Source organism: Halovulum sp. GXIMD14794 (assembly GCF_054457455.1).
Genome location: NZ_JBTLNF010000005.1, coordinates 426,961 through 447,483 on the forward strand (window position 1 = coordinate 426,961; position 20,523 = coordinate 447,483).

The 20,523-nt window shown below is 67.3% G+C and carries 14 protein-coding genes; 7 read left to right on the top strand and 7 right to left on the bottom strand.

The features are described from left to right. Nucleotides 1–91: 91 nt before the first annotated feature. The 5 genes from ACW9UR_RS13850 (at nt 92) to ACW9UR_RS13870 (ending at nt 7,869) form a co-directional block, all read left to right on the top strand. On the top strand, nt 92–3,403 hold the full coding sequence (locus ACW9UR_RS13850) for an adenylate/guanylate cyclase domain-containing protein (RefSeq protein WP_458917585.1): 3,312 nt from the start codon (nt 92–94) through the stop codon (nt 3,401–3,403). A 66-nt stretch (nt 3,404–3,469) separates the two neighbouring features. Further along, entirely contained in the window at nt 3,470–4,414 is a 945-nt protein-coding gene (locus ACW9UR_RS13855; protein WP_458917586.1) for a hypothetical protein, read from the top strand. Next, nucleotides 4,401–4,883, top strand: a complete 483-nt coding sequence (locus ACW9UR_RS13860; protein WP_458917587.1) for a hypothetical protein — start codon at nt 4,401–4,403, stop codon at nt 4,881–4,883. The genes ACW9UR_RS13855 and ACW9UR_RS13860 overlap by 14 nt, the downstream gene beginning before the upstream one ends. Next, a complete protein-coding gene (locus tag ACW9UR_RS13865; RefSeq protein ID WP_458917588.1) occupies nt 4,880–6,805 on the top strand; it encodes a GMC family oxidoreductase in 1,926 nt (641 codons plus the stop codon). The genes ACW9UR_RS13860 and ACW9UR_RS13865 overlap by 4 nt, the downstream gene beginning before the upstream one ends. Next, a complete protein-coding gene (locus ACW9UR_RS13870; protein ID WP_458917589.1) occupies nt 6,802–7,869 on the top strand; it encodes a ferritin-like domain-containing protein in 1,068 nt (355 codons plus the stop codon). Before ACW9UR_RS13865 ends, ACW9UR_RS13870 begins: the two co-directional genes overlap by 4 nt. Before the next feature lie 9 nt (nt 7,870–7,878). Here ACW9UR_RS13870 and ACW9UR_RS13875 read toward each other — a convergent pair whose 3' ends face one another. From ACW9UR_RS13875 to ACW9UR_RS13890, 4 genes are all read right to left on the bottom strand, one after another. Further along, nucleotides 7,879–9,168, bottom strand: coding sequence for a carbohydrate porin (locus ACW9UR_RS13875; protein ID WP_458917590.1), 1,290 nt, complete (start codon nt 9,166–9,168; stop codon nt 7,879–7,881). Beyond that, nucleotides 9,165–9,845: a hypothetical protein gene (locus ACW9UR_RS13880; protein WP_458917591.1), complete on the bottom strand. Its 681-nt coding sequence runs from the start codon at nt 9,843–9,845 to the stop codon at nt 9,165–9,167. The genes ACW9UR_RS13875 and ACW9UR_RS13880 overlap by 4 nt, the downstream gene beginning before the upstream one ends. Before the next feature lie 26 nt (nt 9,846–9,871). Continuing rightward, nucleotides 9,872–11,410: an NHL repeat-containing protein gene (locus ACW9UR_RS13885; RefSeq protein WP_458917592.1), complete on the bottom strand. Its 1,539-nt coding sequence runs from the start codon at nt 11,408–11,410 to the stop codon at nt 9,872–9,874. A gap of 89 nt (nt 11,411–11,499) precedes the next feature. Further along, nucleotides 11,500–12,510 (bottom strand): helix-turn-helix transcriptional regulator, encoded by a 1,011-nt coding sequence (locus ACW9UR_RS13890; RefSeq protein ID WP_458917593.1) that lies wholly within the window; start codon nt 12,508–12,510, stop codon nt 11,500–11,502. Between the two features lie 218 nt (nt 12,511–12,728). Here ACW9UR_RS13890 and ACW9UR_RS13895 point away from each other — a divergent pair, with 218 nt between their 5' ends. After that, nucleotides 12,729–13,931, top strand: a complete 1,203-nt coding sequence (locus ACW9UR_RS13895; RefSeq protein ID WP_458917594.1) for an efflux RND transporter periplasmic adaptor subunit — start codon at nt 12,729–12,731, stop codon at nt 13,929–13,931. Further along, entirely contained in the window at nt 13,924–17,037 is a 3,114-nt protein-coding gene (locus ACW9UR_RS13900) for an efflux RND transporter permease subunit (RefSeq protein ID WP_458917595.1), read from the top strand. The genes ACW9UR_RS13895 and ACW9UR_RS13900 overlap by 8 nt, the downstream gene beginning before the upstream one ends. A gap of 432 nt (nt 17,038–17,469) precedes the next feature. On the opposite strand, the gene ACW9UR_RS13905 is transcribed toward ACW9UR_RS13900, so the two are convergent. The 3 genes from ACW9UR_RS13905 to hisD are packed head-to-tail and all read right to left on the bottom strand — an operon-like array spanning nt 17,470 to nt 20,517. Next, a complete protein-coding gene (locus ACW9UR_RS13905) occupies nt 17,470–18,453 on the bottom strand; it encodes a zinc-dependent alcohol dehydrogenase (protein ID WP_458917596.1) in 984 nt (327 codons plus the stop codon). Beyond that, the gene (locus tag ACW9UR_RS13910; RefSeq protein ID WP_458917597.1) at nt 18,450–19,193 is read right to left on the bottom strand and encodes an SDR family NAD(P)-dependent oxidoreductase; all 744 of its coding nucleotides are present in this window, start codon (nt 19,191–19,193) and stop codon (nt 18,450–18,452) included. The genes ACW9UR_RS13905 and ACW9UR_RS13910 overlap by 4 nt, the downstream gene beginning before the upstream one ends. A 16-nt stretch (nt 19,194–19,209) precedes the next feature. Beyond that, a complete protein-coding gene (hisD, locus tag ACW9UR_RS13915; RefSeq protein WP_458917598.1) occupies nt 19,210–20,517 on the bottom strand; it encodes a histidinol dehydrogenase in 1,308 nt (435 codons plus the stop codon). Nucleotides 20,518–20,523: the final 6 nt, after the last annotated feature.

The window sequence follows — 20,523 nt, forward strand, 5'->3', positions numbered from 1 at the left end:
CCGCGCCGGTACTTCTTGCGACCAGACAAAACGGGTCCGCAGCCGGGTGCGCCAGCCGGGCGTCGCAGCGGGTATGGGGGGAACAGATCACATGCGCTGCGCCGACTGCAGAGCCGAGAACCCGGGGCGGGCGAAGTTCTGCATGGAGTGCGGGACCAAGCTGCCGGAGGGCTGCGTCTCGTGCGGCGAGGAGCTGATCGCCGGCGCGAAGTTCTGCATCGGCTGCGGCGCGCAGGTCGAGACCCTATCCGAGCCGGTGCAGGCCGAGATCCCTTCCGCCGAACCCGCCCAGGATGTCGCCGAGCGTCGGCAACTGACGGTGCTGTTCAGCGATCTCGTAGGCTCTACTACGGTTTCCGAACTCATGGACCCCGAGGACTACCGCGAACTGATCGCGCAGTACCGCACCGTGGTCACCGAGATCGTCGAAACCTACGGCGGGCGGATTTCGAATTTCGTCGGCGACGGCGTCGTGGCGCTCTTCGGCTATCCGGTCGCGCACGAGGGCGGAACATTCGCCGCGGCACTCGCCGCGCTCGATATCGTCGAGCGCGCGCCCTCGGTCGGAGCGCAGCACCCGAATCCGTCGATCACAACGCGGGTCCGGGTCGGCCTGCACACCGGGCCGGTGGTCGTGAGCGAGAACGCCAGCGGCACCGTGACCGAGCAGATGGCGCTCTATGGCGACACGCCGAACGTGGCCGCCCGCATCCAGTCCTTCGCCAAACCGGGCCAGGTCGTCGTCTCGGCGGTGACGCGGCGGTTGATCGGCACGCAGCTGGAGTTCGACTCGGCAGGCACCCCGGATCTTGCAGGCGTATCGGCGCCGATCGAGCTTTATTCGGTGCGGCGGCCGGCCTCCGGGCTTGACGGCGCGCGCCGCGATTTCGGGCGCGACGGCACACCGCTGATCGGCCGCAGCGCAGAGATCGCGCTGGTCGAGAACCGCTGGGATGCGGCGAACGAGAACGACGGCCAGGTGCTGGTGATCACCGGCGAGGCCGGGATCGGAAAGTCGCGGATCGTCTTCGCCCTGGGCCAGGGCATCGTCAGCGACGGAATGCGTCAGCTGACGCTCTATGGCTCGTCTCTCTACAAGAACAGCGCCTTCCACCCGGTGAAAGCCGCGCTGTCCGAGCTGATCGATTTGCCCGTCGGGAGCGCACCGGCCGAACAGCGGGCGCGTATCGAAACCTTCGTCGAAGGGCTCGGCATGGACCCGGCAACCGCCGCGCCTATCGCCCGGCTGATGGGGATCACCGATGCGCTCGATGCCGCGGCCCCCGCCTCGCCTGACCGCGAGAAGAGCCTGATCATCGATGCCCTGCTGCAGATCCTCTCGGGGCTTGAGCGGGACCGGCCGCTGCTGCTGGTCATGGAAGACGCGCACTGGATCGACCCGACGACGTTGGAACTGGTCTCGCGCTGGATCGATGGGCTGTCGGGAAGGCGCTGCCTGGTGCTGATCACTGCCCGACCCGAGTTCGTTCCGCAGTGGCGCAACCTGGCGCATGTCACCTCGCTGGAGCTGAACCGCTTCGGCCGCCGCGACACGATCCGTCTGATCGAGAGCATTGCCGGCGCGCGCCCCCACGACCTGCTGCTCGACCAGATCGTCGCCCGCACCGACGGAGTGCCGCTGTTCATCGAGGAACTCACCAAGATGCTGATCGAGGCCGGCATCTTCGGCGAAGGCGGAGATTTTACCGGCGAGCTGTCGCACGCGATCCCGGAATCGCTGCAGGATTCGCTTATGGCGCGGCTCGATCGGCTGTCCTCGGCGAAGGAAACCGCGCAGGTCGCCGCCGCCATCGGCCGGACATTCAGCGGCGCGGTGTTGAGCCGGGTTCGGCGCCGCTCGCAGGAGGAAGTCGCCGCCGCGCTGGATCAGCTGGTCGATGCGGACCTGATCGTGCCCGTGCACACGCCTGGCGAGGAACAGCTCTACCGGTTCCGCCACGCGCTGGTGCAGGAGGCCGCATATCAGTCGATGCTGCGTGCCGCGCGGGCGCGCTGGCACGGGCGTATCGCCAAGGTGTTGGAAACCGAGCTGCCCGGCGCCGCCCCGAGCGAGGCGGAGATCATCGGCTATCACTACCAGCGCGCCGGGGACGTCGCCGCCGCCGAGCGCTGCTGGGTTGAATCCGCCCGCATGGCGCTGAGCCGGTCCGCCAATGTCGAGGCGATCACGCATCTGGAAGCGGCGCTGGAGTGCTTGCGCCAGACCCCCCCGGGAGAAGCGCGCGATCGCCGCGAGATGGACCTTCAGATAATGATCGCGGTGCCGCTGGCCTTCGTGAAAGGCTACGCGCACGAGAGCGTGCTGGCGGCCTATGACCGGGCCCGCGCGCTCTGCCGCCAATACGGCGAAGTGGAGCGGTTGTTCAAGGTCATCTACGGCCAGTTCCGGTCCGAGATGCTGGGCGGGCGCTATGGCGGTCTGATCGAACAGGCCGAGATGCTGTCCTCGCTGTCGAAAGAGCTGGGGCAACCCCTGACCGAGGCGATCACCGAGCGGTCGTTCGGATCGGTGCTGACCTATCTCGGGCGGCCCGAGGAGGCGCTGACGCATCTGCACGCCGGAACAGCCGTCAAGATCACCCGCAAGGACCGGTTGCGCGGCCTCGATTTCGACGTGGTCGATCTGGCGGTTGCCATGCGCGGGTATCTCGGGCTGTCGGGCTGGCTTTCCGGCGACACAGCGGGCGCGCGGCAAGCGATCGACGAGGCGCTGACCCTGAGCCAGGAGACCGACCATCCGTTCAGCGTCTGCTTCGCACTGGCCTTCGGGTCCTGGGTGCAGCAGTTCACCGGCGACGAGGAAGCTGTGCGCGCCAGTTCCGCCCGGCTGATCGCGCTGAGTCAGGAGAACTCGTTCCAGTTCTGGCTGGGTTGGGGCCGCGTAATGAACGGCTGGGCGCGGCGGGCCGAACTGGGGCCGAAGGCGCTGGAGATGATCGAGCAGGGCCTGGAGGAATGGCGCGGCACCGGCTCGGAACTGGGGCTGAGCTATTTCCTGGGTCTGCACGCGGATGTCGCGCTGTCGCTGGGCAAGGCCGACCTGGCCGAGCGGCTGCTGGACGAGGCCGCGGCCTTCGAGGACCGCTCCGGGGAGGCATTCTGGCACATCGGCCTGGCCCGGCTGCGCGGCAACGTCGCGCTGGTCCGGGGCGATCACCCGACGGCCGAGGCGCGGCTGCGCGAAGCGGTCGCAGCGGCGCGGCGCATGGGGCACCGGGGTCCGCTGCTGCGCGCGGCGACCGAGCTTGCGCGGCTGGCCCGAAGCGCGCAGGCGCAGGTCGATGCCGGCGCCGCCTTGCGGGATCTGCTTCGCGCCTTGCCCGAGGACGATCCCGGCGCCGCTGCCGCCCGTCAGGCGCTGCATGCCCTGCCGGACATATGACGCCTGAGAGAAGTGAAGTGACAAAAAACCGCCGGGTAGACGGCGGAGACGACAGAGGGGAACTGCATGACCACGCCTGAAAGCGTCGGCGAGAGCTGCCGCCAGACACCAGCGACGGGCGTGATGCCCAAGCTGCCTGAGAAATTCGACGCCTTCCCCTTCTACTACGCCTCGCTGCAATGCCAGTGGATGTACTGGTACACCAGCGTTGAGGCGGCGCAGCCCTTCGTGGATGGCACCGGTCTGTGCGTTGCGAAATTCCCGGACGAGACCGGCAAGGATCGGGCGGTGATCCTGCTGAACTTCCAGCGCTACACGGCGCACTACGACAACTCGCTGGGCACGGTGAACGAGGTCGAGTTCAATCTGCTCGCCTATCCGAGCAACCGGGTGCCGGGCGTCCCGAAGATGACCCTGACCGAGTACCTGCACGGGCGCGACCAGACCAAGACGATCGGTCACCTGCGCCTGCACGTCGCCGCCGACAACAAGATCGCCGTCGAGGCGGGGCGCGAAGTCTTTGGCGAGCCGAAGTTCTTCGGCACGTTCAACTACAAGGTTCCGGCGCTGAATGCGAAGCTGATCGGGGAGCCTCCAGTGCAGCCACAGGACTGGTGGATCCAGCTGGTGAACCCTGACGATCCCGAGAGCTTCGTCTACGACCTGAAAGCCGACCTGGGCGTTTTGACCGGGAACCAGTGGGCGCGCACGAACTGCACGCCGATCCCCGAGTTCGCGACCGGCCTGGGGCGCACCGTCTGGACCCGCTGGACCATCGCCGGGCTGTTCGAGACGGCGATGCTCGACAATGACGCGGGGCGCGCGGTGGCAAAGCAGTTCCGTCTCGAGATCGGACAGAACGATTTTGCCATGACGCGGGACATGCGAACGCTGTTCTCGCACGCCAGTCTTCCGGTCGCAGTGCAGACCTTCGACAGCCCGCCCGCCTGCATCGAGCCGCGCGGCTTCTATGTCGACGCCATCGACGGGGATCGTCATGAGCGTGGCTGAGGGGGACGCGGATTTCGCTGCCTTCATGGCGATCAGCGTAATCCTGACCGGATATGACGGCGCCGAGCTTGGCGGCACCGGGTGCGCGCCCGAGTACTGGCACCAGTTCCGCCAGGTTCTGCCCGGTGAGGTTCTGGGCGACTTCCTAGCTCCGGTGTCAGGGCTGGAAGGCTTGGAGCCGGAGGCGCAGGAGGCCGAGGTGCGACGGATCTACCTTTCCGACGTACGGCTGGGACCGGTGGCGCGGGCGCTGATCCAGCTCTGGTATCTCGGCCAGTGGGTGCCGCTGCCCGAGGACTGGCGCAACCGGTTCGGCGCCTCGCGCTTCGACGTGGCGAAAATCATCTCGACCCGGGCCTATAAGGAAGGACTGGTCTGGGACGCCATCGGCGCGCACCCGATGGGCGCAAAGCAGCAGGGGTTCGGCGCCTGGGCGCAGGAGCCGCCGAAACGGGGGGCAGTCGAATGAGCGCGCTGCCGGAGGAGGACCGCGTTTTCGACGTCGTTATCGTGGGCGCGGGGATTGCCGGGGCGATCCTGGCGAAAGAGCTGGTGCGGGCCGGGCGCTCGGTGCTGATCCTCGAGGCCGGGGCGGATGACGGCGACACCTGGGAGACCTACCGCTCCTATCTCGACCAGTACTACCTGGCGCTCGCCAAGACGCCGAACGCGCCCTACCCGGACCTGCCGACGCTGCCCTCGCCTTCAGTGCTGGACATCACCCCGGTAAGGGGCACGACGCCAGATGCGCAGGGATATTTCGTACAGAAGGGCCCCCTGCCCTTCGGCAGCAACTACCTGCGGGCCTATGGCGGCACGACGCTGCACTGGCTGGGCACGAGCCTGCGGATGGTCCCGGCAGATTTCGAGATGCAGAGCCGTTTCGGTCTTGGGGTCGACTGGCCGTTCAATTACGAGAAACTGAGGCCCTACTACGAACGCGCCGAATGGGAGATCGGCGTGTCCGGCGAGGCCTCGGCGCAAACGCCTGAGGCGATGGGCATCCGCACCTCTCGACCCGATGACGGGAAAGACTTCTTCGCCCCAGGCTATGATTACCCTATGAAGCCGATCCCGGATTCCTGGGTGGACGGTTTCTTCGCCGAGGCGAATGGAACGCCGGTGGTCACCGACCGGCGCACGGATGAGAAAGGCGTCACGACCGAGGAGGTGGTGGACCTCAAGGTCTCCAACACACCGGTCGGGCGGAACTCTATCCCGCGCCCCGTGCCGGAAGGCGGCATTCCCATCGGTAACGACGTCCGGAGCGAGCCTTTCCAGCCGCGCGGCGCGACCGGTGCCTTCGCGTTCATGGGGCAGCGCTGCGAGGGCAACTCGAGCTGCATTCCGATCTGCCCGATCCAGGCCAAGTACAACGCCATGAAGACCCTTGCCGACGCCCGCGCCTGGGGTGGCGAGCAGGTTCGGATCGTCACGCAGGCGGTCGCCTCGAAGATCGAACTGGACGAGGCCGGTCGCGTCTCGGCCATCGTCTACAAGCGCTACCCGTTCCCGGGCGTGCCGCAATACGACTTGCGCCGCGCCAGGGGACGTCAGTACGTGCTGGCCGGCGGCGCGATCGAGAACGTGACGCTGGCGCTGGCCTCCGGGCTCTGCCCCACCAGCCACGAGCTCGGGCGCAACCTCATGGACCATCCCTACATGATGGCCTGGGGCTCGGCGCCGCGACATGTCGGACCGTTCCGCGGGCCGGGATCCACCTCGGGGATCGCCAGTTTTCGGGACGGGATCTTCCGCGATCAGAAAGGCGCCTTCCGGCTGGAGATCGGCAACTGGGGCTGGAACTTCGCGGCAGGCTCGCCGACATCGGACGTGGCGCGCATGGTCGGGGACGAGAACCTTTTCGGACGCGCATTGCGGGACAAACTGTTCCACGAGGTGCAGCGCCAGGTGCGTATCGGCATGCTTGTCGAGCAGCTTCCGCGCGCCAGCAACAGGGTGACGATCGACCCGGCCTACCGCACACCGATGGGCGAGTTCCGTCCGGTCATCAGCTATGACATTGACGACTACTCCCGCGCGGGCCTCGCGATGGCGCATGACGTCTGCATGCAGATCTTCCGGCGCCTCGGTGTCCACGACCGGACTGAGTACGATCCTTCGGCGGCGGGCTACTACACCTACGACGGGCGCGGCTACACCGTGTTCGGCGCCGGGCACCTGGTGGGCACGCACCGCATGGGAACCGACCGGATGCACTCGGTCACCGATGACGAGATGCGGACTTGGGACCATGAAAACCTGTGGATGGTCGGGTGCGGGTCGATGCCGACCATCGCCACCTCGAACCCGACGCTGACCCTGGCGGCGCTGGCCTTCAAGGCCGGCGACGCGATCCTGAAAGCTCTTGGCAAGCAGGCTGCCGCATGACCTCTGACACGCTCGAAACCGACCTCAAAGATCTGCGGGGCCTGCTTCAGCAGGCGCTGACGCTGGAGCTTACGACCATCCCGCCCTATGCGACGGCCTGCTACTCGATCCTGCAACAGGGCCAGTACGACCGGTCCGAGCCGGTCATCGTCAACGCCGAGCCGATCGAGGTGATCCGTCAGGTGATGGTCGAGGAAATGCTGCACATGACGCTGGTCGCCAATGTGCTGAACGCGGTTGGCGGCACGCCGGTCTTTACGGCGAACCCGCCGACCTATCCCGCGACGCTTCTAGACGGTCGCGGCCCGACCGTCGGCTTGCGACGCTTCACGCCCGAGCAGGTGAAGGTCTTCCGCAAGATCGAGACCGCGCCGGACGGAGACCATGGCGAGGATTACCATACCATCGGCGGGTTCTATCGCTGCGTGCGCAAGAAGATGGACGAACTCTGCGACGCCCATGGGCCCGAGCGGGTCTTCACCGGTGACGAGGCGCGGCAGATCGGCCCCGAGGATTACTACGGTGCGGGCGGGCACGTGATCGCGATCCGCGGAACGCCGCAGGAGCGGCGCGACCGGGCGCTCGAGGCGATCCGCGAGATCATGGAAGAAGGCGAAGGTGCCGACTCCGGGGGACGTGCCGGCGACAACGACCCGATCCCCGGTCCAGAGCGGCCGGACCAGGGCCCGGTCGAGGACATCGCCCATTTCTTCAAATTCAACGAGATCCTGCACAGCCGCTACTACCGTGCAGAGGATACCGACGTGCCGACGGGCGGCGATCTGGCGGTGGACTGGAGTGCGGTCTCGCCCATGATCGACGACCCAACCGAGCCACTTTACGCGGATCACCCGGACATCGCAGCGCTTTCGGCCCGGTTCAACGGGACCTGGAGCCTGCTGCTGCGCGAGCTTGACCGGGCCTTCGACGGCGAGCCCGCGCGGTTGCGCGAGGCGGTTCCGGTCATGTACCGGCTGCGGGACGAGGCGCAGCAGCTGATGCGGGTGCCCCTGCCCGGTCACGGCGGACGCACCGCCGGGCCGACCTGGACCTACATCCCTTAAGCTGAACGCTCAGAACGTCAGGCGGGTCCGAAGGCCGAAGATCACCGCATCGTCTCTCTGGGGGTTCGCGGCGGGATGCTTGACGTACTGGACCGACGGCGTGAGCGCCACCCGCTCTACCAGTTGGAAGCGGTAGAACAGCTCTCCGGTGACCTGCTCGCGCAGCGCATCGTTCGCGGGTTTGCCCCAGGATGCGCCGATTCCCAGAACGTCGCGGGCGGCACGGCGACGGGTGTCGAATGCCAGGCCGAACCCTGCGGCGGCGTCGGCTTCGAAGAGCGTCGCCTCGCCGTCAGATAGCCCGCCGAAGCCGAACAGGAAGTATCGGTCCTTGAACAGGCGGCTTGCGGCGAAGGTCACTCCGTGACCCTCGGGCGTGCCCTTGTCCTGGAGCGCATCCTGGTGCCAGAACTGCAGCCGCACCTGGTCGAAGCGCCAGCGGTCGGGCGTCGTGGGCTGATAGCGCAGCTCGACCGAGTGGTAGAACTCGCCTTCGCCGATCGAGTCGAACGGGTCTTCGGCGGTTTTCGCATTGGCGTCGTGGATGCCCGCGACCACCACGAAGTTAGGCGTCAGCTCGGCGCCGAAGCCGAGTCCGAAGCCACGCCCCGGCGCCGGTTTCGACAGCGAACTTTGCAGACCGGTGTTCTGGAAACCGCGCATGGACGAGGACAGCGCATGGACGTTGTACCAGGAGATTGCGCTGATCTTGCCGAGGATGAACTTGAACTTGCCGTCCGCGACCGCCTGCCGCCAGGCAAGCTCAGTCACCGCGAAACCGAAATCGCTGAACCCTGTGCCCGAAGGCGTAACGCTTCCGAACTGGTAGCCGAACTGGCTGGGCGGCAGATCTCCGTCATAGGCGTTGCGGTTCTCGAGACGAAAGGTCAGCTTGCCTTCGTTGCTTTCGCCCCGGTTCAGCAGCGCCCAGGAGCCCTGGATCTGCCCGCGCCCGGCGAAGGCGCTGTCCTGCGGCACGTCATCCGGTGTCGTCTGGTAGAGCGTCTGGAAACTGAACTGCAGCTTCAGCCCATACCGTTCGTTCAGCCGCTTCTTCCAGTCGAAGAACGGCTGAAAGAATGCCTCGACCCTCGGGAACTGCAGGATCGCGCCGACGTCCTCGTCGTCGAGCGCGAGGTCCTCTGTGACGCTGTCCCCACCTTCGAGGCTTTTCGCGTTGCTTGCATAACCCGAGTAAGTGCCGCTTGGCGGTGCACTGTCCTGCGCCGCCACCGGCGCGGCGCAAAGTGCTGCGCCAAGCAGGGCCGCCGTAAGGTATGAAACCCGCAGATCCGTCATTCGCCCGTCGTCCGGGTGTAGTACTGGTGCATATCATCGCCGACCATGTCGACCGGCGTGTCAGCGGTGCCCTCGATGGTCAGATCCGTGTCGGGCGTGACGACGCGGAAGCTCCAGCCCTCGGCGGGTGAAAGCTGCGCGGCCAGGTTGGCAGGGTCGCCATCCGTCACCGCGCTGCCGTAGGCGTTCAGCACGTAGACGTTGCCCTCCGGATCGACGAGTTCGTAGATCGGCTTGCCGGCGTCGAAGGTCATCGTCTGCAGCTTGGCGCTGGTGTAGGGCTCGTAGGGCGTGGCACCGGTCCCGCTGCCGAGGGCGGAAAGCGGCAGCGTCGCCGCGTAGCGCGCAGCGATGCCACCGAAATCCGCGCTGTCCCCAAGGCCCAGGGTCTGCGCGTCCATCGCCCAGAACTTCGGGCCGTTCAGCTGCGCGGCTTTCGCCCCGTGCGCCTTGGCAAGCGCGGCGGTGTCGAGGCTGTCGAAGGTGTCGGCCGGGCACCCCGCCGAGGCGGAGGTGTTGTAGATCTCCACCCGGTCCTCGTAGATCAGCAGAAACTCGCAGTAGCGCATGCCGCGCATATCGGTGAGCGTCACCTCCTCGACAGGTTTCGGTGTCTGAGCGGGGGCCTGCGTGGCGGCGGCGAGCGCCGCTGCAATCAGGGTCAGACGAAATGTCATCATGTCCTCCTTTGCGGTGCCGCGGGTCATTTCGGCGCCGGGCGCGGTTGCAGCACGTAGAAGCCCTGGTCGTGCATGTAGTAGAACCGCCCACCGTAACCGGGGCTCAGCAGCGTGTTGAAGCTCATCGGCGGCAGCGGGTCCGACTCGGCCAGCACGCGGCCGGTCTTGGCATCCAGCCAGAGCGCGGTCTGAGTGTAATCCGGCGCGCTGGTCTGGTTGAGCTGCTGCAGCGTCGTCCCCTCGGCGGCTCGTGCCGTGCCCAGAACCCGTGTCTCCGCCGGGCCGTAGAGCGCCTGAAGTGCCGTCGTCGCCCCGTCGAGGGTCCAGGCGAGTGTCATCTCTCCGCTGTCCTGGTCCAGCGTCACCGCGCCGACCTTCATCATGTTCTGATCCGCCGAGAAGATCATGCCGTTCTCCTCGTCCACCGCGGATTTGGGCGGCGCCCAGCTCTGGCCGGTGGGTAGTTCGGTTCCGAACGGATAGATCCGGGTGATCCGCGACGGGTCGTGCTGGTTGATTGCCGTCAGCGACGACGCCGCCTCGGTCGTTGGCAGACCGTTGGTCTGGAACACCACCCAGTCGCCAAGGATCGCGGGGGCGTCTCCGGTGGTCTGCCCCTCTTCCAGGTAGGTCGTCGCCCAGTCCGGATCCTGGCTGAGTTGCTTGCTGTCCGGGTCCCAGAAGAAACGGTAGGCCTTGAGGATCGAGGGTGCGTAGATCGCGATGCGCCCGTCGAACTCGGTTATGGAATGCGGCACCACGGCATTCTCGGGCACGTCGATGCTGTCGAGGATCTCGAAGCGGTCGGGATCGATGGCGAGGATTGTCGAGCCTGGCGAGGCCGCCGCGCCGCCCGGGCACTGGAAGACCGCGAACGTGCCCTGGATCTCGCAGGGCGTGGCGCGGGTCTGGTTCTTCACGATCAGCGTGCCGTCAGGGGCGATCGTCAAATGCTTGAAATTGCTCCCCTCCGGCGGCGCAACGCCGGGCGTGAGCGCGAGATACTGCAGGATCCGTCCGTCATCCCCGTCAAGCTTGACCAGGTGATTGCCGAAAGCCACCGGGATCGTGCCGTCGGGCAGGATGTTGAGGTTCGCCGCCCCGACCCACTCCCCTGTCACGTTGCCGTTCTGAAGGTAGGTGCGCCAGATCTCCTTGCCGGTGGTGGCGTCGACCCGCGCGACATAGGGCCCTGGCGGCATAAGCCCTTGCGGCGGAGGGTTGTTGCCACCAGTGAGGTACAACTCACCGGGTCGGCGGTTGTTCATGAAAAGAACGCCCTGGTAGCTGTCATCGCTCTGATAGGCGAAGACCCGGTTCGGGCCGTCAAGCGACCCGAGGAAGCTGGCGCAGGCATAGGTCTGGCTGCGCCGCGCATCGCTGACCTCGGCCCCGTTGAGAGACGGGAAGTAACCCGGGGTCTCGCGCGACTGCGCGCACGCCCATTCAGCCGAAAGATGCGCGAGGTCCGGCGGGATCGGCCCGGTGGTCGACTGCTGCGCGATGGCCGGAGCGCCAGCGGCCAGAAATGCGGCCAAGACGGTAGCGCGAAGAAATTGCATCGGGCGGAACTCCTGTCTTCATTCTTGCGGAACTCAGACTAGCGGAGCGATTGTGGCGCGCGTTTGCTTTGCGCGCCAAAAACTGCGGCTCAGCCCCCGAGCACCGCCCGCGCCCGGGTCGGACTCTCGCCTACAAGCCTGCGCACCGCGCGCGACAGCGTGGCGTTGCTGGCATAGCCAAGCCGCTCGGACAACTCGTCCAGCGCCATATCCTGGGATTGCAGCAGCGAGACCGCGAGACCACGCCGCACCCGATCGATCTCGGCCGAGAAGCTTGTGCCCTCTTCGCTCAGGCGGCGCTGCATGGTCCGAACGCTCATCCCTCCGGCGTGTGCGAGCCGCTCGACCGTCGGCTCGCCGCCATGGAGCATCGCGGCGATCACCGGCCGGACAGACCCCGCGAGCGTCGTGTCCTCGGCCAGCGGCGGTATGTCCTGCGGTCGCGCATTGGCCAGCCGGTCGCGCGCCACCACCCGGAACGGGTTCTGCGCGACATGCGGGGCAAGCGTGATCCGCAGCGCGCCGTCGCGGCTGGGCCGGACCTCGCTGCCGAAGTGCTGGGCAAGGTCCGCGACTCCGACCTCGGGATGCGGTTGCGCCTCGATCCGCGCCAGCAGCGGCGGCTGCAACCCGGTAAAGAGGCAGAGTTGGCGGATCATCGAGCAGAACAGCACATGGACCGCGTGCAGCGCCTCGGCGTCGACCGGCGCGGTTATCCGCTCGGTGATGGTGAAACCCGCGCCGCCCGCTTCGGCCCGGACGATCTCGTGGCTGGAATGCAGCGGGATCGCCACCGCGACCCGTTTCATCGCCTCGGCGGGGCTGCGCGCCCCGAGCGCGACACGACCGATGAACGCCAGTTCCGCCACGCTCGCCTGCGATACGATCCGGGTCCCGACGTCGGGACCATGCTCCCGCGCGATATCCCGCAAAAGTGCGATGGCGTTCAGCATCGGGACCGGGTCTTCGGGGGCGAGCGCGAACCAGTAGCCAAGATCGGCAGCATCGAGGAACCGCGCCGCCTCTTGTCCGTTCGCTTCCACGAAGCGGACGAGGGGCAACACATTGGCTGCCCGGATCAGCGGTATCGTCCTGGCCATGCCTGCTCCCGAGCCCTGCTTGGGTCAGTTTTTGCCCAAGCCGTGCGCGGTTTCAAGAGACGCCTGGCGGCGATGCCCGGATGGAGGGTCATCTGCCCGCTGCAGAGCATCTTCCCGGCCCAGATTTTTCTTCGCAGATATTGCCCGCCCGCGCGACGGAGCCGGAGTCCCGGACCGTACCATCTACTTCTTCCTTCCCGAACAGGAGCCGGCGCGGCGTGAAACATCTGATCTCATTGGTGCTGGCTGCCGGCCTGATCGCGGCAGCGGTGTTCGTCATCCAGGGCGGGTTCAGCGGCGGCGACGCCGCCACCTCAGCCGGTAGCCTGGCTGCCTCTGCCGGCCCCGGTGGACGAGCTCCAGGCGGCGGAGCAGGCGAACAGCGTGGTGGGCGTGCCTCGATGGTGACGCTGGCCGAGGTCGAGGTCACGCCGTACAGCGATATCTTCCGCTCGGTCGGAACGCTGGAGGCAGCCACCCGCGTCGATGTCGAAAGCGAGGTTTCCGGCCAGGTCACCGCCGTCCATATCAAGCCGAACACCGAGGTCGCGGCGGGCGACGTGCTGGTCGAACTCGACAGCCGGGCGGCGGAACTCGACCTTGCCAGCGCCGAGGCGCAGTTGGACGAGGCGCGCGATGCGCTGGAGCGCTATGAGACCCTGCGCAACGGCAACAGCGGCGCAGTCTCGCAAGTGGCCCTGCAGGAGGCGCGCACCGCCGCCAAGCTGGCCGAGGTCGCCGTGGATCAGGCCCGGTACGAACTGGATCGGCGCCGGATCACCGCGCCGATCTCGGGTACGGTCGGCCTGACCGACATCGAGGTCGGTGGTATCCTGAGCGCCGGGACCGAAATCGTCACGATCACCGATACCGAGGAGATCCAGATCGACTTCACCCTGCCCGAACGCGCGGCCTCGGTGCTGGAGGCCGGGATGCCGGTGCGGCTTACCCTGCCCTCGATGCCCGGGCGCGTGTTCGAGGGTGAGGTCGCGGCCTTCGACAACCGGATCGACGCCCAGACCCGGCTGATCCGGGTCGAGGCACGGATCGCCAATGACGATGCCCGCCTGATCCCGGGCGCGATCGCGAACGTGATCGTCGCGCGCGAAAGCAAGGCTCTGCCCAGCGTTCCGGCGCTGTCGATCACATGGTCTCGCGAGGGCGCCTCGGTCTGGGTGGAGGAAGACGGCGCCGTGCGCGCGGTGCCGGTCACCATCGCCCACCGCCTGGACGATACCGTCTGGGTCGAAGGGGACCTTGCCGCTGGCGCACAAGTCGTGGTCGAGGGCGTGCAGAACATGCGCCCCGGCGCTACCGTGACCACCGGCAGCCCGAGCGCATCCGGCGCAGATCGCACTGCCGGAGGCGGCGCACGTCCAGCAGAAGCCGTGCGCGTTGCGGCGGAGACTGGCAATGACTGACGCGGCCAAACGCAACGGCCTGGCCGCAACCTTCGTCGCGCGACCGATCCTGGCGGTGGTATTGAACCTGCTGGTGATCATCGCGGGCGGCGCGGCCCTGATGGGTGTCGATGTGCGCGAGATGCCCAACGTCGACCAGCCGGTCGTCTCGGTCCGCACGACTTACGAGGGGGCCTCCCCCGAGACGGTCGACACCGAGATCACCGCCGTACTCGAAGATGCGCTGACTGCGCTCGAAGGGCTTCAGGCGATCTCGTCGACATCCAGCTATGGCTCGTCACGGATCACGCTGGAATTGTCGGATGATGTCGACATCGACACCGCCGCGAACGAGGCGCGGGAGATCGTCTCGAACCAGGAACGGCAACTGCCGGACGATATCGACGCCCCCACCGTCAGCAAGAGCGATGCGGACGCCGATCCGATCATCCGGCTTGCGCTGCTGGGCGATGCGACACTGGAAGAACTGACCGGCATCGCCGAGGACACCGTTTCCGAGCGGCTGGCGACTATCGGCGGCGTCGCCGAGGTCGAGGTCGCGGGCACCCAGGTCAACGAGTTCCTGGTACTGGTATCCATGTCCGCGCTCAGCGGTCGCGGGCTGACCATCGACGACCTCGAGGATGCGCTTGGCACGCTGCGTGACGACACACCACTCGGCGAACTGGAGAGCGAGACGCAATCGGTCGTGCTGCGCTCGAGCAGCCCGGACATCGGCGCCATGGACATTGCCAACCTGCGGATAGACGAGAACACCCGCGTCTCGGACGTGGCGTTCGTGCAGCTGACCGCCAAGGAGCGCACGATCTTCTCCCGCGTCAACGGGCAGAGCGCGGTCGGACTCAACATCATCCGCCAGTCGGTCGGCAACACGCTGTCGATCTCGCTCGACGTGCGCGCCGAGGTCGAGGAGATCCAGAAGGACCTTCCGGAGGGCGTCCAGCTTCTCATCAGCTCGGACGACGGCGTGTTCATCGAACGGTCGATCACCGAGGTCACGACATCGATCGGCCTCGCGGTGCTGATCGTGGTCGCGGTCATCTTCCTGTTCCTGCGGTCTTGGCGCGCGACGCTGATCCCGGCGATCACCATCCCCGTCTCGCTGATCGGCACGATTGCCGCTATCTGGCTAGCCGGGTTTTCGGTCAACACGATCACGCTGCTGGCGCTGGTACTGGCAACCGGCATGGTCGTCGACGACGCCATCGTCGTGGTCGAAAACATCGTTCGGCGGCGGCAGATGGGCGCTGGCCCCCGCGCTGCGGCTGTCACCGGCACCAACGAAGTGTTCTTCGCGGTGATCTCGACCACAGCGACGCTGGCCGCGGTGTTCGTGCCGATCTCGTTCCTGCCGGGCCAAGCGGGCGGCATCTTCTCGGAGTTCGGCTTCGTGCTGGCGTTCTGCGTGACCATCTCGTCTGCTGTGGCGCTGACGCTGGTGCCGATGATGGCCGGGCTACTGGATCCCGGCCGGCCGCGCGGCGCCGGGTCTGCCGGTGAAGATCGCCCGAGCCTCGTGGCGCGCGCCTATCTCGGGACGGTCGGCGGCGCACTGCGCATGCCGCTGCTCGCCATCGGAGCGGCCATTGCCTTCGGCGTACTTGCCGCAGGCAGCTACCAGTCGCTCAGCTCGGAACTGACCCCGAGCGAGGACCGGGGCTTCTTCTTCATCGTCGCGCGCGCCCCCGCCGGGGTCAGCTCGTCCTTCACCAACGCCCAGGCCGCAAAGGTGGAGGCGGCGCTGACACCGTATCGCGAAAGCGGAGAGGTCGAGGCCGTGCAATCCCTCATCGGCCTCGGCGGCTCGGGTCAGGCGGTGGTGATCGTGCGGCTCTCGGACTGGGCGGAACGCGCGCGCAGCCAGCAGGAGATCCTCGCCGAGGTGAACCAGCGCCTGTCACGGATCAGCGGTCTGACGGTCTTTGCGCGATCGGGCAACAGCCTGGGCATCCGGGGCGCCGGGCGCGGGCTGCAATTCGCCGTCACCGGCAAGGATTTCGAGACACTAGTCACTCAGGGTGATGCCTTGGTCGCGGCGCTGGCGCAGGAACCCGAGACCTTCAGCAACCCTCAGCTCAGCTACGACACCAACGAGCCGCAAATCGATGTGTCAATAGATACCGAGCTTGCCACCGAGATGGGGCTGTCGCCCTCGGCGCTCAGCGCGACCATCAGCGCGATGACCTCGGGATCGGTTCCTGTTTCGGTCTTCGTCGCGGGCGAGGAAGTGGACGTCCGTATCGAACCCTCCGGCCCGCCTATCGACGACCCGGGCGATCTGGAGCGGGTTTTCGCGCGCACCAGCGGCGGCGCTTTCGTGCCTCTGTCCACGGTGGTCAGCTTCGAGCAGACCGCGGCCGCCTCGCGCCTTTCGCGGGAAGGCGGGGACCGTGCGGTATCGGGCCAGGCCAATCTTGCCGAGGGCATCGACCTTGGGACGGCGGCTGACCGGCTGCAGGAACTCGCGCGCGAGGTGTTGACCGACGGGACGCAGTTGGTGCTGCTGGGCGAGGCCGCCAGCCTCGAGGACAGCCAGAGCGGCACGCCGATCGTCTTTGCAATCGCCTTCATCGTAGTGCTGCTGGTGCTCTCGGCCCAGTTCGAGAGCCTGGCGTCGGCGGTGGTAATCATGCTCACGGTGCCCTTCGGGCTGGGAGCCGCGCTGATGGCGATCCAGCTGACCGGCGGGTCGCTGAACTACTACAGCCAGATCGGCCTCGTGATGCTGATCGGGATCATGGCCAAGAACGGCATCTTGATCGTCGAATTCGCCAACCAGCTGCGCGCCGAGGGCCGGAGCGTCGACGAGGCGATCCGCGAGGCTGTGCGGCTGCGTCTGCGTCCGGTGATGATGACGATGGTCTCGACGGTCCTGGGCGGCCTGCCCCTGGTGATGTCCTCGGGCGCAGGCGCCGAGGCGCGCGAGGCGGTCGGCTGGGTGGTCGTCGGCGGGCTGGGCTTCGCAACGGTGTTCACCCTGTACCTGACGCCGGTGTTCTACCGCCTCATCGCGCCGCTGGGCGGCATTCCCGGCCACGCCGAGCGGCGCCTGCGGGCCGAACTCGAGAGTGCCGGGGACGACCTGTCGGCGGAACCGGTCCGCTAGACGGCCTCCGACCGGCGCGAAGCTTCCCCGCGCCGGTCGATTGACCAATGCCCGCCGCTACGGTCCCCGCCGGGAGGATGTTCGGACACGGACAGGAGGCTGCTTCAGGGCAGCGCCGCCAGCCGGCTTATGGCCGCACTTGCGATTGCGCGAAACACCACCGCGCTCTGGTCCGGCCTTCCTCAGTGTTTCGCGACAGGAACGCGCTCGTCACCAACCGATTGCGGCAGACACTATCGGACGCAATGCAGGGTCAAACGGCGCTTTCGCAGCGGTGCAACTCCAGGGGGTCTCCACAACGCTGCGCGACGGTTCATTCGGTGCAGCGAAGATGCGCGGCTAGCGCCACCCGCAACGCCGCTAGCAGTGGCACTGCCCGGCAGTCGAACTTCAGCCCGAGTGGTGCGCCCCCATTATGGCGCGCGCTTTCACTCACGGCTCCAGAACGATCTTGGGCGCGGGTACCCTGCCCCCGCCCAGATCCTCGAAGGCGCCGGCTCCGGCGCTGAGGGGACGAACCTCGATCCAGTCCAGCGCGCCGAGATGGCCGTCGAACAGCGCGTGCGCGGTCTCGCGGAAATCCTCGGCAGTGTAGGTATACGTGCCGATGAAGGTGATCTCCTGCAAGGTCATGCGCCGGATATCGAGACCGCCCGTGGCCGAACCAAGCCCGATGTGGACGATAACGCCGCCCGGACGCACCATGCGTGAGGCGGCCTCGCGGGTCCGCTCGATCCCGACGCCATCTATGACCAGGTCCACGTCCGACGGACCCGTCTCGCGGCTCGGGTCGTAGACCTCGAACCCCTCGCGGGCTGCGATCTCGCGGCGCGACGGGCTGACCTCGGCAAGGATGATCCGCGCCGCGCCGCGCGCCTTAAGTGCGAGCGCCGCGCCAAGACCGATGGCCCCGCCACCCATCACCTGGCAGACAGCCTGGTCGAGCGGGCGGTTGAGGGCGTGTTCGGCCTTTTTCACCGCATGCCAGCCGCAGGCGAGCGGCTCGGCCAGCGCGGCCTTTTGTGTCGGCACATGATCGGGAATCGTCACGAGGTTGCGGGCGGGGATCGTCAGCAGTTCGGCAAACGCGCCTTCGCGCGGCGGCATCGAGATGATCTGGCGCTTCGCACAAAGGTTCTCGCGCCCGGACCGGCAATCCTCGCATTCACCGCAGGTCACCAGCGGGTTGACCGTCACGCGGGCACCAGTGCCGGGTCCCGCGATGACAGTGCCGGCCGCCTCGTGCCCGAGGATCAGGGGCGCCGGCCTGCGTTCGTCATGGCCAAGCCACGCATGCTGGTCAGAGCCGCAGATGCCGACATGCGCGACGCGGATCAGCGCGTCCGCACCCGGCTCGGGGTCGGGCACGTCCCGATACTCCAGGCTGCGCGGGCCGGTGTAGACCAATGCCTTCATTTTGCGGTGAAACCTCCATCAACGAACAGAACCTGCCCGGTCACATAACGGCTGGCGTCCGAGCAGAGGAAAATGGCGGGGCCGAGAATGTCCGCGATCTCGCCGTTGCGGCCGATGCAGGTCTGCGCGGCATTGCGCGCGGCGCGCGCCGGGTCGCTGAAAACCGCGCCGGTCAGCTCCGTCGGGAAGAAGCCCGGCGCCAGGGCATTCGCGGTGATCCCGTGCGGCGACCACGCTTCGGCCATCGCGCGCGTCAACTGGGCGACGCCGCCTTTCGATGCGCCATAGGCCAGCCCGCCGGGAAAGGCTCGCTCGCTTTGCAGAGAGGCGAAGTTGACGATCCGGCCCCAGCCTTTCGCCTTCATCGCGGGAACCAGGGCCTGTGCCAGGAAGAAGGGCACGGCGAGGTTCAGGTCGATGGTGAGCTTCCAGCCCTCGGGCGTAACCTCGTCCGCCGCCTGCCGGGTGTTGACCCCGGCTGCGTTCACCAGGATGTCCGGCGCGCCGAAGGGTTCCGAGACCTTTGCTGCCAGTTCCGCCGCCCGGTCCGGGTTCGAGAGGTCGGCGGAAACCGCAGCGGTCTCGCCCCCCGCCTCGGCCCGCCAGGCGTCCAGCGCCTCGGCGCGCCGGGCGACGCCGACGACCTTCGCGCCGGCCGTCACCAGGGCCGAGGCGATGCCCCGCCCCAGCCCCGAGCTGGCACCGGTCACGCAGGCCACGCGACCGGTCAGATCAAACATCTCCGACCTCATCGCCTCACCCGGCTGCCGACAGGTCGAACCGTTCGTCGGGGAAGTACTTCTCGAGCCGGATATCGGCAGTGCGGGCGTGTCCTTCCATGCCCTCAAGGCGCGAGATCCGCGCGGTCGCCTCGGCCACCGGCTTCGCCGCGTCGCGGGTCGCCTGCTGCCAGGTGACGAGCTTCATGTATTTGTGTACCGACAGACCGCCCGTGTAGCGCGCCGCGCCCGAGGTCGGCAGCACGTGGTTCGGCCCGGAAGACTTGTCGCCGAAGGCCACCGTGGTCTCCTCGCCCAGGAACAGCGAGCCGTAGCACTTCAGCCGGTCGCGAAACCAGTCGAGGTCGGCGGCCTGCACGTGCAGATGCTCGGGTGCGTAGTCGTCGGCAACCTGTGCCAGCCCCTCGCGGTCGGCGACGACCATCACCTCGGCCATGTCGGCCCACGCCTTGGTGGCGTTCTCGCGGTTCAGGTCGGGAAGCTGCGCGATGTACTGCGGGACCAGCTCCATCACCTTCTCGGCGAGCGGACGGTGCGTCGTTGCGAGCCAGACCGGCGAGTTGTAGCCATGCTCGGCCTGACCGACCAGATCCCAGGCGACGATGTGCGGATCGGCAGTTTCGTCGGCGAGGATCAGGCTGTCGGTGGGCCCGGCGAACATGTCGATGCCGACGCGCCCGAACAGGATCCGCTTGGCCTCGGCCACGAACTGGTTGCCGGGGCCGACAAGGATGTCCGCTGTCGGCAGTCCGAACAGGCCGAACGCCATCGCGGCGATACCCTGCACCCCGCCAAGCGCGAGGATCGTGTCGGCGCCGCACAGATCGGCGGTGTAGACGATCGCCGGCGCAATCCCGACGCCGGGGCGCGGCGGCGAACAGGCGGTGATGTGCCCGCAGCCCGCGACCTTCGCCGTCGTGACCGTCATAAGCGCCGAGGCGATATGGCTGTAGCGCCCGCCCGGCGCATAGCAGCCGGCGGCCTGGCAGGGGATCGCCTTCTGCCCGGCCCTCAGGCCCGGCAGGATCTCGACCTCCATGTCCTTGATGGTCTCTTTCTGCGCCTCGGCGAAGCGGCGGACGTTGTCCCAGGCGAAACGGATGTCGTCCTTCAGCTTCTGCGGTACCTGCGCGGCCGCCGCGTCGATCTCTTCCCTGGTCAGAACGACATTGCCGTCGTAGCGGTCGAACTTCGCCGCATAGCGCTTCGCGGCCTCGTCCCCGCCCTGCTCGATCTCGTCGAGGATGGCCTGCACAGTGGCACGGACGTCGCCGGCATCATCGGTCGAACGCTTGGTGGCTTTCTTGAGATAGTCGACGGTCATCGAAGC